We start from the raw sequence: 13719 nt of genomic DNA, 5'->3' as shown, positions 1-13719 counted from the left end.
TAGATTTTTATCTGCATTTTACGGTTGTAAATGAGGATTATAAATTATTAACTCTTAAACTGTAACTAATCCGTCTGTTTTAAACATTAAAATCGGAGTTTTACTTCTAGCGAGGGTTTGCAAAGAAAAAGCGCAAAGCCACGCAAATTATTGTTAATCGTTATTATATAAATTTGCGTCCTTTGCGAAAAGCTTAGAGGTCTTAGTAGCGTAAAATTATATGCAAAAGGGTGATAATAAATTATTTAAATCTAGTAGTAGAACATGTTTGATACCGGTTAGTTACCTTAAAGTTAATAACCGCTAATTGAGCTCAATCTTGATTTTAATCTTAAATTTGCAAACGAAAAAAATACGCACATGAAATCAACAGCACTTAACCCTATTCATCACCAATTGGGAGCCAAAATGGTTCCTTTTGCTGGCTACGAAATGCCGGTCTCCTACTCAGGTGTCAATATAGAACATGAAACCGTTCGCCAGCACCTTGGTGTGTTTGATGTCTCACACATGGGTGAGTTTTTTGTAGAGGGTAAAGAAGCTTTGGATCTTATTCAAAAAGTCACCACCAACGATGCATCAAAGCTTGTGGATGGGCAGGCGCAATATACGTGTATGCCGAATGAAACTGGTGGTATTGTTGATGACTTAATCATTTACAAATTCAATGCTGAAAAATTCATGATGGTTGTGAATGCTTCTAATATTCAAAAAGACTGGGACTGGATCCATTCTCATAATTCGTTTGATGCTAAACTTTCAGACTTATCTGATGAGTATTCACTTTTAGCCATACAGGGCCCAAAAGCAGTGGAAGCGATGCAAAGTATTTCCCCCTTAGATTTATCAGATATTAAGTTTTATCACTTTGAAGTGGGAGAGTTTGGCGGTGCTCAGGATGTTATTATTTCAGCGACTGGGTATACAGGAAGTGGTGGTTTTGAGATTTATTTCAAAAATAAAGATGCTGAACAAATCTGGACTTCTGTTTTGGAAGCTGGTAAGGGGCATGGGATACAACCTATTGGTTTGGCTGCTCGCGATACCTTAAGATTAGAAATGGGAATGTGTCTGTATGGAAATGACATAGATGAAACGACTTCACCAATTGAAGCTAAACTGGGCTGGATTACCAAGTTCACCAAAGACTTTATCAATGCTGAAGCCCTGAAAAAAGAAAAGGAAAATGGACCTTCCAGAAAATTGATCGCTTTTGAAGTTTTAGATAAAGGCATCCCGCGTCATGACTATGAATTACTGAATTCTGAAGGAGAAAGTATTGGTCATGTAACTTCCGGAACCATGTCCCCAAGTCTCAAAAAAGCAATTGGTATGGGATATGTCAAAGCAGAATACGCCAAATTCGGAACTGAAATCCTTATCCAAATCAGAAAAAAACAAATAAAAGCAGTGATTGTAAAGCCACCGTTTTACAAGGCATAGCTTTATAATAAGCTAGAAAATTGAGCCATTTCTAGTTTAGAAATGGCTCAATTCATTTAGAAAAATTGATAGTCAGTAACTAAGTGTATAAAGTGTAACCTGTCTGATCGAGCCTTTCGGCTTCACTCAGGACAGGTTAAAGTCGAGACCTGATGACTTCTTGGCTGCGCTCGAAGTGACAACATAAAATACTTAAAAGAAACAAGCAATATCAAACACACGAAAAAAATATTGATTCTTGGCGCCAGTGGCTTTTTAGGAAATGTTCTTTACAAAGAACTCTCTCCTTATTATGATGTCTATGGCACCTATGCAAGAGATAATGTGATTTTAGATCAAAATAAACGCATGTTTCAATGGGATGCAGAAACCGAAACCATCAGTCTTTTGTTGAACGAGCTGGCTCCAGACCTTATCATTTCGGCTATCCGAGGAGATTTTTCTGCACAAACGCATGCTCATTTTGAAATCATTGACTATTTGATAAAGTTTCAGAAGAAATTGATTTTTATCTCCTCTGCTAACGTGTTTGATGTATTTACCAATTACCCGTCCTATGAATATGACAAAACACTTTCTGAGAGTGTGTACGGTAGATTTAAAATCAGGATTGAAAATGCATTACTAAGGTTACCCAACTCTCTTTATAATATAGTGAGACTTCCGATGATTTACGGACATAATTCTCCCAGAGTAAAAGAATTAAAGATTCTGCACGATTTAAAAGAACCTATTGAAGTCTTTCCAAATGTAGTGATGAACGTAACTACGCACGATAAATTCGCCCAACAAATCCATTACATCATCAACAGAGAACTGGAAGGGGTTTATCATCTAGGCAGCAAAGATTTGATTCATCATAAAGAGTTAGTGTATGAAATATTAAAAGGATTAGAGTTGGAGAATCCTATTTCTAAGAATGTTTATAATTCCAATGAAGACCGTTATATCGCTGTGATTCCAAAAGACAACATATTGCCCAAAAATTTTCAAATCAGCATTGATGAAGTTGTACAAAGCTCCGTAAAACTTTCATAAACTTAAATTAGTTTACTTTCAAAATTGTAAATTGAGGCTAAAATAAAAAAGATATGAGACCACTACAAGACGAAGAAATAAAATCAAGATTAGAAAAATTTGAAGGCTGGTCATTCAATGAGAATGCAATTCATACTACTTTAGAATTTGAGAACTTCAAAGAAGCATTTGCCGCTATGACGAGAATTGCTTTTGAGGCTGAAGCTCAACAGCATCATCCACAATGGTATAATGTTTATAATACACTTGAAATCTCATTATCAACTCACGATGCTGAAGGCGTGACGGATAAAGATTTTAAACTAGCAGAAAAGATCGAAGAAATCATCTCTACCTAGTTTTAACAAAAGTTGAGTTAATTATTTCGTAAGTTAAACAATGTGAGAATCATAATTCTATATTTGCAAAAAATAATTTGAATATGATTGATGCCTTAGAATGGAGATATGCGACAAAGAAATTTGATGAATCCAAAACCATAGACTCTGATAAAATTGAGCTTTTAAAAAAGGCTTTTAATTTGACTCCTACTTCCTACGGACTACAGCCATTAAGGTTAGTCATTGTAAAAAATCAAGAGCTTAAAAATAAATTGTTTGAGCATAGTTATAACCAAATCCAAGTCAAAACCGCTTCACATGTTTTGGTGATTTGCATTGAAAATACGGTAGATGAAAAATTTATCAGAGCTATTTTTGAATTACAAAAAGAAATCAGAAATGCAAAGGATGAGATCATTAATCCCTTCAGAGATTTTTTGATTAAAGACTTTGGCAAAAGAAGTAATCAGAACATTGAAGAGTGGGGAAAAAATCAGGCCTACTTAGCTTTAGGGAATTTGTTAACCGTTTGTGCTGCAGAAAAGATTGACTCCTGCCCCATGGAAGGTTTTGTAGGAGAAGCTTATGATGATGTACTGAATCTAAAAGAAAAAGGAATCTCAACATCTATTGTTTTGCCTGTAGGTTACCGTGCCAAAGATGATAAATTCGCCGACTTTAAAAAAGTAAGACGTCCTCTGGAGGAAACGATTATTGAGTATTAGAATTTTAGACGATAGATATTAGATGTTAGACTTAATTGAGCCACGAATCTTGAAAAGAGAAAATAACAAGGAGCAAAGAATAACGAGTAACGAGGCAATAGGCAATAGGCAATAGGCAATAGGCAAAAATCAGTAGTTAGTAGTCAGTAGTCAGTAGTCAAGATTAAAAAAATGTGATTTACTAAAAATTAAAGCAATGAAAAGAATGAAAAGATTATTCGTTTTTTTGGTGCTGTCCTTAGGAGTCATTTCTTGTAGCTCTGATGACGAAAATTCTCTGACTAAATTTGAATTTGTAACTGAATATACTGCCACTGTAACAGTTGGTGGAGTTGTTGGTACAATGGAAAGAACTTTTGAAATTGGAGAAGTTTATGATGGAAGGGATGAAGGTGGTGAAACCATTACCTTAAGGATAGCTGAACATACCGAACTAAACGAAGATTGCCCTAATAGTTGGTGTTATCAGGAATTTTTGGACGTTCCAAGAGCATCTTTAGAATTGGCAGATTAAGTTTGAGTTTTTAAATTTAAAAAAACAAATAGCGAAAACTATTCTTTTCCATCTACAAAATCTTGTAAATACGCATATCTAGGGGTTAGTTTCCCATCTTTAGTCATACGGGCTCGTTCTAGAATTCCATCTAAATCATTATTAAAAAAGGCAGGCATCACATGCTTTGCAAACATCTCTCCGAATCCTTCACTGGCGTCTTTGGGCAATTCACAGGGGAGATTATCAACGGCCATTACAGTAATGGCACCTTTGGTATCAAAATCGACTTCAGATTCAGTTTGAGGATCATAGCCATAAAAAGGATCTGCAATTGTAGAAGGTCTTATGGTGGATGCTACTGGTCCATCAACATCGCAGCTGATATCGGCCACAAGATTGATCTTAAAGTCAGGATGCCTGGCATTTTCTCTCGTAAACAAATAAGGCGCATTGTCGCCGTAGAAATGTCCGGCAATAAAGAAATCGGTAACTTTAGCAAAGCGCATGAAATCAGATTTGTAAGGTGTAGGATCTAGAAAAAATTCTGAAACCTTACCTGGTTTGCCATCTTTTCTCTTGTTATAATCCAACACATCGATAATGGTATAAACGGGTTCTTGAAAGGAATTTGAAACATACTCCTCTACTCCAACCTGTTTAATATTGAGATAGTCTAAAATTTCTTTGGCTCCTCTAGCCACCTTTCCTAATCCAGAAAGACAAATTTTAAGATCTGGCACTTCAATAGTGTCCAATTCTTTTTTTAGCGCCTCCAGGTCTGCAAGATCATCGACCTTAGATAGACTAAAAAGCTGATCTCTAAGTCCCAGAGCTCTAAACCCATTGTATGCCCCTACCAATCCGGCATAACGACCAAAACCAATAAGCCGGTTTCCTCTACTATCCGTAACGACTTCGTGATCGTAAAGCTGAATATTTTTTTCCAAAATCGCTTTGAGCAAGTCTCTGTTATAAGGTTGCTTTTTAATGGTATGTGAAAAAAAGAAATAGGATGCACTCGGGATAAGGGTTTCTATTGGTACTTCCTTAACCCCAAGTAAAACGTCGCAACTGGACAAATCGCTTTCGAGGTTTAAACCATATTTGGCATAGGCTTTATCTGAAAATATGCGTATGTCTGACGGCTCCACAACGAATTGTAAACCTTCAAACTGCATTTGGACTTCTTTAGCTTTTTGTGGTGTAAACACAACTCGACGATCTGGAGGAGTTTTTCGCTCTTTAATAAGTCCTATTTTCATATTGATTATTTTAAGATGATTTTTGGTTCAAATATAGGATTAATATCTATTTTTGCATTCCTGTTTTGGAAACGAAACGCTGGTATTTGTTCGGAAACTTTAAGTTAATGACAATTCCACGTTAGTCCCAAAGCTTTGGGGACAAAACATGTTCATTGACGTGATAGCTATTATACAGCTTCACTTATTTAATTGGGGTCGATTTGGTTTTGACAGCAAGACCAATTGAATGGTAAGCACGCCGAGCGCTGGGATATAGCTCGTAAATCTCATATTTCACACTTTTTTAAACGGCGAAGATAACTACGCCTTGGCTGCATAATCCGAATCACAGTAGGATATGCTTAATCCCAACAAGGTTGGGAGCTAAGATGTCTCGCAAAAGCCTTGATTTACGGCGTTTGCACACGAGGCACCGGTAAAGTAAATATAGCCAGAGCAGGGCCTTGATGCTTTGGTAAAACTTAATCGAGGATAAGGACAAAGTAGGTGGTTTTCAGCCAGCTTTGTCTCGAAAATCCAAGAGAAAACTAAGCGTGTAGAAAACTATTGAATTGCTTGTTTGGACGGGAGTTCGAGTCTCCCCGACTCCACAGAAAACCCCCATATACCCAGTGTATATGGGGGTTTTGTTTTTTAGGTGACAATTTAGGTGACAATTTTTACAAAATAGTTTCAAGATTTCTTTTACTTAGAATTGGAATATTCTACTTTAAATTTCTCCATTTATCTGAAAAATAAGGAATCTGAAAATAGATATGTTCGAGGTTCTTAAGGAATGGGAAGCCTGCCTTATCCGTTCTATATTCGTAATTAAATTCATCTATCCGATTTTGATAATCAAATTTGTAAGCTTCCCTAAATTTCTATAAAGTATTTCATCATACTTAGATTTTTTTATTATTATACTATGATAATAAGTTTTAATATTATATTTTGCTATCCATTCGTCATTGAAAATATAACTCGAAGTCTTACCTCCTTCTAAAATACCCTTTGTGTGAAATTTAGAAGAACTATTTTCTAAATAATTAATTTTAGATGAACCTCCTTTTTTGTAATTTGAAATGTTATTTTTTAATAAGTACTCTAAGACTTGATTATATACTTCAACAACGCTTAATCGGTTAGTATCTTTAAAATAAGAAGGTTCATATTCACGATTTCCAAACATATCTTTTTTCCAGTCTGAATACTTTCCAGGTATATCCTCCAATATGCTTTCCAGCAAATTCTCCATTTACATAAACTTCGCTATTTGATTTACACCTTCAAAATGTAGGAACCACTTTCTGTTGTCGGATTTATCAATTTCCAACTTTCGCTTGTACCTGCCTATGCCTCGATAATAGTCTTTTTCCTCATCAAATGGATCTGTTTTATTCCAGGAATGCGGTAAATTGATTCTCTGCCAATCTACCTTATCTGATTTTTTTCCTAATTTAAATGACCAATTGCTATTGATCGTTTTCATAGATCTTCCCTCATCTTGCGAAAATGAAGAAAAAGCTATTAGAAAAAATAAGGTGGCAAATAATCGCATAGTACTACATCATTTTAATTCAAAATTGGATTCGAGCACTTTTTCAGAACTTGAACCTACAAAAACTTTAAAATCCCCTGGCTCTGCATAAAAACTCATGTCCTGATGGTAAAATGCTAGGTCTTTTTCACTAATTGAAAATTCAACTGTTTTGGTCTCTCCTGCTTTCAATTCTATTTTCTCAAAGCCTATCAGTTCTTTAACAGGGCGAGTAATAGTTGCAACTAAATCTCTCATATATAATTGCACCACTTCTTTCCCTGTTCTTTCTCCAATATTTGAAACTTCAACTGTTACATTGATAGTGCCGTCTTCACTTAAGCTGTCAGAACTGAGTTTTAGATTATCGTATTTAAACTGCGTGTAACTTAAACCAAAACCAAAAGGAAATTGCGGCTCATTGGTCACATCCAGATAATTGGATTTAAACTTTTGAAACCATTCACCTTCCAGCGGTCTTCCAGTATTTTTATGGCTATAATAGATTGGAATTTGCCCAACATTTTGCGGATAGGTCATCGTTAGTTTACCAGATGGATTTACATCACCATACAAGACATCAGCTAATGCCAGACCAGCTTCAGAGCCCGGAAACCATGCATTCAAAATAGCATCAGAATGTGGAAGAATTTCTCCTAGAACTAAAGGCCTACCGCTCAATAAAACTACCACTACCTTTTTACCTGTTCCTTTTAAAGCTTTTAATAAGCGAACTTGATTATCTGGAATGCTGATATCTGTTCTACTAGAACTTTCACCCGAACTTTCGGAAGCCTCTCCCAGTATGGCTACAACTACATCAGACTCATTCGCCAACTCAACTGCTTCATTGATCATTTCAGCTTCAGGTCTGTCATCTCGGTAGGTGTTTTTGCCATGCATCCCAATTAGCTCTTCCAAATCCGCATCCTCTACCAAGTTGGAGCCTTTTGCATACTGAATGTTATCCGGGTTTTCCGATACTTCTTTTATACCTTCATAAATGGACACTGATTTCATAATATCAGCACTTACACTCCAAGTGCCCACCATATTTTCTTTATTGTTTGCTAAAGGTCCGATTAAAGCAATTTTAGCATTTTTATTAACCGGCAAAGCCTCTCCATCATTTTTAAGCAAAACCATCGATTCAGAAGCTGCTTTTCTGGCAACCGCTCTATTTTCATCCGAAAATAATTCTTTGGAAGCTCGTTCTTCATCCATGTATTTGTAAGGATCATCAAACAAGCCTAATTGATATTTTGCTTTTAAAATAAGCCTACAGGCATTATTAATGGTCTCTTCTGACACCTTTCCTTCTTCCACAGATTTTTTAAGTGTAGTCAAAAAACCCTCACTTACCATATCCATTTCAACACCTGCATTCAAAGCCAAAGCGGATACATCCTGCAAATCACCCATACCGTGTGCGATCATTTCGCTCACCCCAGTATAATCACTAACCACAAAGCCATCAAAACCCCATTCTTCTCGTAAAACTTTAGTCATCAACCACTTATTACCAGTTGCAGGAACACCATCTACTTCATTAAATGAAGCCATTACAGTTCCTACCCCAGCGTCAACTGCTGCTTTATAGGGCGGAAAATAATCATTATACATTCTCAATCGGCTCATGTCCACTGTATTATAATCCCGACCGGCTTCTGAGGCTCCATAAAGCGCAAAGTGTTTCACACATGCCAATAGGGTGTTTTCAGCTGACAAATCATCGCCTTGATAGCCCCGTACCATAGCAGCTGCAATTTGACCACCTAAATAAGGGTCTTCTCCGCCGCCTTCAGAAACTCTTCCCCAACGTGGGTCTCTTGAAATATCCGTCATAGGTGAAAATGTCCAGGCTATACCATCTGAAGATGCTTCTTCTGCAGCAATTCTAGCAGATTGTTGAATCAACTCCATATCCCAACTAGCGGAAAGCCCAAATGGAATAGGAAATGTGGTTTTATAACCATGAATCACATCTTTAGCTATAATCAAAGGAATCCCTAAGCGGCTTTCCTCTACAGCCACTTTTTGAACTGCCCTAATTTTATCAATTCCAGTGATATTGAATAAACCGCCTACTTTTCCTTCTTTTATACTTTTGGCTATGCCTGCGTTTGTGCTGATACCAGTACTTACATCACCAGCTGAGGGAAGGTTTAATTGTCCAATTTTTTCCTGCAAAGTCATTTCATTGAGAAGAGAATCAACTTTTCGATTGATATCAGATGAAGCATTATTTTTTTGATTTTTGCTACAACTGCTCAATAATAAAATTAATGCAAGCACTCGTAATAATAAATATTTCATTTGTTTTTATTTTGAATTAGAAAATAGCCATGGTAATAAGTCAGGCTCTGCAAAAGCAGAATCCCAGCTATTATGATTGTCTTCTTGATATAAGGAAAGTTTGGCATTTCCACCATAATGATTAATAGCACGTGCCATTTCTTCAGAATGTTTTGAGGGCACCACATCGTCTTTTTTTCCGTGAAAAAGCCAAATATTAAATCCCTTGGGGTAATCTTTAGTTATTTCAGGATTGGCACCTCCACAAATAGCAAACGCTGCCGCAAACATATCAGGCTTTTTGTAAATCAATTCGAATGTTCCCATTCCTCCCATAGAAAGTCCGCCAACGTAAATTCGTTCTTTATTTACATAGTTTTTCGAGGTCATTACATCCATTAAATCAATTACCAGCTGCAAGGATTTAGTAGCAGGCTTTTTATTCATAAAATCGAATTGAAAAGGAACTGTATCCCTATTCACCTCAACCTTTGCCCAATAATCATCTTTTGGTGCCTGCGGAAAAATAACTATAGCTGGAAATTCCTCTTGATTCTTCAGAAATAATTCACCGCCATGCGTTAATTGTGATTGATTGTCACTACCTCTCTCCCCCGCACCGTGTAAAAATAAAACCACCGGATATTCTTTTTCTTCAGAAAAATCCTTCGGAAATAAAATTCGGTAATTCAAGGTATCAGCATCTTTTATAAAATGTTCCTTTTTAAAGGCTTCCTGCTCCTGAGCTATTACTGAAAATGACACCATTAGTAGAAAAATCACTAACCTGTATAAAAATTTATTTTTCATTTATTTTAATTGTATGTTTTCGAAGGTGAAATCATGTTCCTTTTCCTCCATAAATTCATCAAGCCAGGGAGAATAGGTTTTTACTTCAATTTTTTGATTTTCAGGATCAACTTTTATTATCCGCAAAAAGCCATTACCACCGTTCTCTGAACCTTCTACCCCTTTCTGATAATTGGCGAGCATTTGATAAACCTTATTACCTTTTTCTCCTTCGCTTACCAAAGTTCCTACTCCGGTTTTAAGGATGTGTCCTGAAAACACCATAGAAATATTATCGTATTTTTTAATCAATTTCTCCCAAAGTTGTCCTCCATTATTGGGAGCTTCTTCGTCAGTATCCTTACCAATTCCATAGTTTTCAGGAAGCCACCAATCTTCTCCGTCGTGAAGCGTACTATCCTCATATATGTGAGCGTGTGTTACTAAAATAAAATTATGTTCGGGGTATTTCGCGACCATCTCATTGGCCCAAGCGATGGTTTTATTTCGGGGTCCAAACTCTAGTGAAAGCACCATCCATTTTTGGTTTCCTATGGTAAATTCACTTAACAAATTATCAACTTTGCCTTCAGGAAAAGAGGTTATAACATTAGGGAAATCATTAACCGAAAAGAACGCATTAGCTAAAGAAGTATTCCTGGTATCAGCAAATTTCCCGCTTACGCTTCCCATATCATGATTGCCTAAAGCAAACGAATAAGGTACTTTCCCGTCGATAGTATTAAAACCTTTTTTAGCGATGTCCCATTCTTTTCCATTATTATTCTGGGTGATATCGCCAACGTGAAGCACAAAGGAAAACCTATCTTTATTATTTGCTAACCACTGCATCTGGTGTAAATAAATTTCAGGAAATTCCTCAACATAAGTCTGGGTATCTGGGAGTACTACAAATTCAAAAAAATGTTCTTGTGCCCGTACACACCCCGTACTTGCAAATACGAAGAGTAAAAAAACAAGACTCCATTTTTTATTGAAATATGTTGGAAAGCGATTCATATAAATTAATTAGAAACATTAAATCCTAGATTATCCAATCCCACCTGCACTTCCGGAGCTCCCATAAACAAGTCCCAAATAAGGCCAGAGCGGTAATTTTCTATCATCACTACCATTGGCCCCTGATCTATGGCCAAATATCTTTGAGCTGCCCAATCTTCGACTTCGAGACTAAATGCATCGTAAAATCCGGCTGGTCCCCAAAGCAACTCGTTTTGATCTTCAAAGAAGTACCTCATAGCGCCCAAAGAAAGTTCAGGAGTATAAGGTATAGAACTAATCGCTGCGGTTGGTGAAACCACCCCACGATCAGTATCAGGAGAATGTGCTGTGTAGCCTATTCCATCGTCTTCATTACGGGTATAACTTGCAGTTAGGCCCCAGGAATTTTCATTATAAGTTTCAAAATCATTCGGATTTTCCTGAGTATATTCATAATTGATCTTAGTGTGGTTCACATTCAAATCCCAGTAATTCGCATATCTATCTTCAAGTCCTTTTGGATTCAATCCTAAATAAGAATAATGCGCCCAAAAAAGCGGACCGGCTTTATCGCCTCGAGTATTATGTTTTAGAATTAATGGGATTCCGTAGGCTTCTTTATCGCTCACAATATTTCCACTACGAGCCCAACCATCGTGGTAGGCATCAGGTTCAATTGCATGATCCGGGGAGGAAGCGGCCATTACATAAGTGATCAAGCACTCGTTATAACCTTCAATCATAAAATCCATTTCCCATTGATAATCTGGCGACCAATGCCAGTAAAGTCCGTCTTTATTATTTGTGTACCACTCCCATTCAATACCTTTCCAAAGTTTGTCGTACTTAGCAGCAACCGCTTTTTCTTTTTTGCTTCCATTTTTTAGGTATTCACGAACCACGATAAACCCCTGTGCTAAAAATGAAGTTTCCACAAGATCTCCTCCATTATCTTTATCACTAAAGGACTGGGTTTCTCCGGTTTTACCGTTTAACCAGTGCGCCCAAACCCCATGAAATCTAGGAGCATTATCTAAAAAATTTGCGATCTTATCTAAACGGACTACTGCAGAATCCCTAGGAATAAATTCCCGTTCCATTCCAGCAACAATTGCCATAAGACCAAACCCAGATCCTCCTGTAGTTACTACATGGGCATCGTTTTTGGGGTATTCACCATCAGGATGATAGCGTTCCCGAGCCATACCAGAATTTGGCTCGGCATAATCCCAAAAATATTTAAGGGTTTGCTTCTGAACAGTATCCAACAGGGCTTCTTCTGAAAGTGTTTTATATTCTGTTATTTCTATTTCCTGTTTTTCTGATAAATTCTTACAACTAAAAAGTAACAAGCTGAATATAAAAAAACTTAAAATTGATTTATAGTTAGTCATCGTTATATAATTCTAAATTTTCGGTATTAATAATTAAAGCCCAGTTTATTCAAACCAGCTTGTATTTCTTCATCTTGCATAAAAAGATCCCAAATCAAACCAGTTCTGTGATTTTCTATCATTGAAATTATTGGCCCTTGGTCTATGGCCAGATAACCATCCGCTACCCAGTTCTCTTCTTCCGAAAAAGCATCATAGAAACCGTAAGATCCCCAAAGCTCATTTCCTTTTTCCTCATAAAAGTACCTTAGGGCTTTCATAGATTCTTCGGGAGTATAGGGAAAAGAAGATAAGGCGGCCGTTGGTGTAATTACACCTAAATCGTTAGCCGGGCTGTGAGCCGAATATCCTTCATAACTATCACTAGCGGTAAAACCCCAACTATTCTCACCATAACCTTCAAAATTTTTAGGGTTATCTATCGCATAATTATAATGAATAAGACTATGCGCAACATTTTGTTCCCAGTAATTGGTATATTGATCACTCAAATTTCGGGGATCTAAACCTATAAAAGAGTAATGCGCAAAAAAAAGCGGCCCTCCGTAGGCAGGTCCCAATGGGAGGTCTATCCCGTAATATTGCCGGTTATTTACCATATTTCCGTTAGAAGCCCAACCTTGATGGTAGACTTTTGGGTCAACAGTATAAGTTGGAGATGCGGAAGCAAGGACATAAACCATAAGCGATTCATTCCATCCCTGAATTCTCAGATTTATATCAAATGCATAATTAGGAGACCAGTGCCAGTAAAGCACATTTTCACCTTGGGTGTACCAATCCCATTCTACAGCTTCCCAAAGGGCGGTAATTCGATTTGTGATTTCGGTTTCTCCTGAAAAATACTGTCGGGCGATCAATAGCCCCTGGATTAAAAAAGCAGTTTCTACCAGATCTCCTCCGTTATCCCTTTCACTAAAAGGTCGTGTTTGAGCTGAATCATCAAGATACCAATGAGAGAAAGCACCATGGTAAGTTGGAACCTCTTCCAGGAAGTCAAGAATTTTATCCAGCCTTCCAATAGCTTCTGCCCTACTTATCCAACCTCTTTCTACGGCAACAGGAAAAGCAGCAATACCAAAACCAGATCCTCCAATTGTAACTATATTTCTTCCCTGTCCTCCATAAGCATCGGCTTGAGAACGTTCGCGGGCTAATCCAGAGTTGGTTCCTGCAAATTCCCAGAAGTATTTAAAGGTTTGCTTCTGAACTTTTTCCAGTAACTCCTCATCAGTTAATTGTTCTTCTTCATCAATTTCTGAATTTGGATCGTATGGTTCCTGGTATCCCGGACCTTCATCACTGGAGCAGGACGAAAGAATTAACAGTAATCCAATAAAATATAAGTATCTAGTCATCTTGAAAGTTTAATTGAGGAAGAATATAAATAATGAATCCAGAATATTTTTTTAGTATATAGACCACTCTCACTA

13 protein-coding genes and 1 other RNA gene are annotated in these 13719 nt (G+C 37.0%); 6 read left to right on the top strand and 8 right to left on the bottom strand.

The window, feature by feature from the left end; all coding sequences use genetic code 11:
* The first annotated feature begins 360 nt into the window (after positions 1-360).
* The 5 genes from gcvT (at position 361) to LB450_RS00255 (ending at position 4040) form a co-directional block, all read left to right on the top strand.
* Positions 361-1443 carry a glycine cleavage system aminomethyltransferase GcvT gene (gene gcvT, locus LB450_RS00275; protein ID WP_224485812.1) on the top strand — a complete coding sequence of 361 codons (1083 nt, stop codon included), beginning with the start codon at positions 361-363 and terminating at the stop codon, positions 1441-1443.
* A gap of 231 nt (positions 1444-1674) precedes the next feature.
* Complete coding sequence (locus tag LB450_RS00270) at positions 1675-2481, top strand: sugar nucleotide-binding protein (protein WP_224485811.1); 807 nt, start codon at positions 1675-1677, stop codon at positions 2479-2481.
* Positions 2482-2534: 53 nt separating this feature from the next.
* Positions 2535-2819, top strand: a complete 285-nt coding sequence (locus tag LB450_RS00265; RefSeq protein WP_224485810.1) for a 4a-hydroxytetrahydrobiopterin dehydratase — start codon at positions 2535-2537, stop codon at positions 2817-2819.
* Positions 2820-2902: 83 nt separating this feature from the next.
* Entirely contained in the window at positions 2903-3526 is a 624-nt protein-coding gene (locus LB450_RS00260; RefSeq protein ID WP_224485809.1) for an NAD(P)H-dependent oxidoreductase, read from the top strand.
* A 196-nt stretch (positions 3527-3722) separates the two neighbouring features.
* Entirely contained in the window at positions 3723-4040 is a 318-nt protein-coding gene (locus LB450_RS00255) for a hypothetical protein (RefSeq protein WP_224485808.1), read from the top strand.
* Positions 4041-4078: 38 nt separating this feature from the next.
* On the opposite strand, the gene LB450_RS00250 is transcribed toward LB450_RS00255, so the two are convergent.
* Positions 4079-5284 carry an NAD(P)-dependent oxidoreductase gene (locus tag LB450_RS00250; protein ID WP_224485807.1) on the bottom strand — a complete coding sequence of 402 codons (1206 nt, stop codon included), beginning with the start codon at positions 5282-5284 and terminating at the stop codon, positions 4079-4081.
* Positions 5285-5478: 194 nt separating this feature from the next.
* Here LB450_RS00250 and ssrA point away from each other — a divergent pair.
* Positions 5479-5880: a transfer-messenger RNA gene (gene ssrA / locus LB450_RS00245) on the top strand.
* Positions 5881-6107: 227 nt separating this feature from the next.
* Here ssrA and LB450_RS00240 read toward each other — a convergent pair.
* The 7 genes from LB450_RS00240 to LB450_RS00210 all read right to left on the bottom strand — a co-directional run bounded on the left by LB450_RS00240 (position 6108) and on the right by LB450_RS00210 (position 13644).
* Positions 6108-6524: a hypothetical protein gene (locus LB450_RS00240; protein ID WP_224485806.1), complete on the bottom strand. Its 417-nt coding sequence runs from the start codon at positions 6522-6524 to the stop codon at positions 6108-6110.
* Complete coding sequence (locus LB450_RS00235) at positions 6525-6758, bottom strand: hypothetical protein (RefSeq protein ID WP_224485805.1); 234 nt, start codon at positions 6756-6758, stop codon at positions 6525-6527.
* A gap of 78 nt (positions 6759-6836) precedes the next feature.
* Positions 6837-9122, bottom strand: a complete 2286-nt coding sequence (bglX, locus tag LB450_RS00230) for a beta-glucosidase BglX (RefSeq protein WP_224485804.1) — start codon at positions 9120-9122, stop codon at positions 6837-6839.
* Positions 9123-9128: 6 nt separating this feature from the next.
* On the bottom strand, positions 9129-9911 hold the full coding sequence (locus tag LB450_RS00225; protein ID WP_224485803.1) for a carboxylesterase family protein: 783 nt from the start codon (positions 9909-9911) through the stop codon (positions 9129-9131).
* Complete coding sequence (locus LB450_RS00220) at positions 9912-10910, bottom strand: metallophosphoesterase (protein WP_224485802.1); 999 nt, start codon at positions 10908-10910, stop codon at positions 9912-9914.
* 5 nt (positions 10911-10915) lie between these two features.
* Positions 10916-12286 (bottom strand): glucoamylase family protein, encoded by a 1371-nt coding sequence (locus tag LB450_RS00215; protein WP_224485801.1) that lies wholly within the window; start codon positions 12284-12286, stop codon positions 10916-10918.
* 26 nt (positions 12287-12312) lie between these two features.
* On the bottom strand, positions 12313-13644 hold the full coding sequence (locus LB450_RS00210) for a glucoamylase family protein (RefSeq protein ID WP_224485800.1): 1332 nt from the start codon (positions 13642-13644) through the stop codon (positions 12313-12315).
* Positions 13645-13719: the final 75 nt, after the last annotated feature.

Origin of the sequence: Psychroflexus curvus (assembly GCF_020164585.1) — a bacterium.
GTDB classification, from domain to species: domain Bacteria; phylum Bacteroidota; class Bacteroidia; order Flavobacteriales; family Flavobacteriaceae; genus Psychroflexus; species Psychroflexus curvus.
This window is presented reverse-complemented; position numbering and strand designations above follow the sequence as displayed.

Coding starts and splice junctions, on each gene's coding strand:
- gcvT (WP_224485812.1), top strand. CDS start 361: ATGAAATCAACAGCACTTAACCCTATTCATCACCAATTGGGAGCCAAA.
- LB450_RS00265 (WP_224485810.1), top strand. CDS start 2,535: ATGAGACCACTACAAGACGAAGAAATAAAATCAAGATTAGAAAAATTT.
- LB450_RS00260 (WP_224485809.1), top strand. CDS start 2,903: ATGATTGATGCCTTAGAATGGAGATATGCGACAAAGAAATTTGATGAA.
- LB450_RS00255 (WP_224485808.1), top strand. CDS start 3,723: ATGAAAAGAATGAAAAGATTATTCGTTTTTTTGGTGCTGTCCTTAGGA.
- LB450_RS00250 (WP_224485807.1), bottom strand. CDS start 5,284: ATGAAAATAGGACTTATTAAAGAGCGAAAAACTCCTCCAGATCGTCGA.
- LB450_RS00240 (WP_224485806.1), bottom strand. CDS start 6,524: ATGGAGAATTTGCTGGAAAGCATATTGGAGGATATACCTGGAAAGTAT.
- LB450_RS00235 (WP_224485805.1), bottom strand. CDS start 6,758: ATGAAAACGATCAATAGCAATTGGTCATTTAAATTAGGAAAAAAATCA.
- bglX (WP_224485804.1), bottom strand. CDS start 9,122: ATGAAATATTTATTATTACGAGTGCTTGCATTAATTTTATTATTGAGC.
- LB450_RS00225 (WP_224485803.1), bottom strand. CDS start 9,911: ATGAAAAATAAATTTTTATACAGGTTAGTGATTTTTCTACTAATGGTG.
- LB450_RS00220 (WP_224485802.1), bottom strand. CDS start 10,910: ATGAATCGCTTTCCAACATATTTCAATAAAAAATGGAGTCTTGTTTTT.
- LB450_RS00215 (WP_224485801.1), bottom strand. CDS start 12,286: ATGACTAACTATAAATCAATTTTAAGTTTTTTTATATTCAGCTTGTTA.
- LB450_RS00210 (WP_224485800.1), bottom strand. CDS start 13,644: ATGACTAGATACTTATATTTTATTGGATTACTGTTAATTCTTTCGTCC.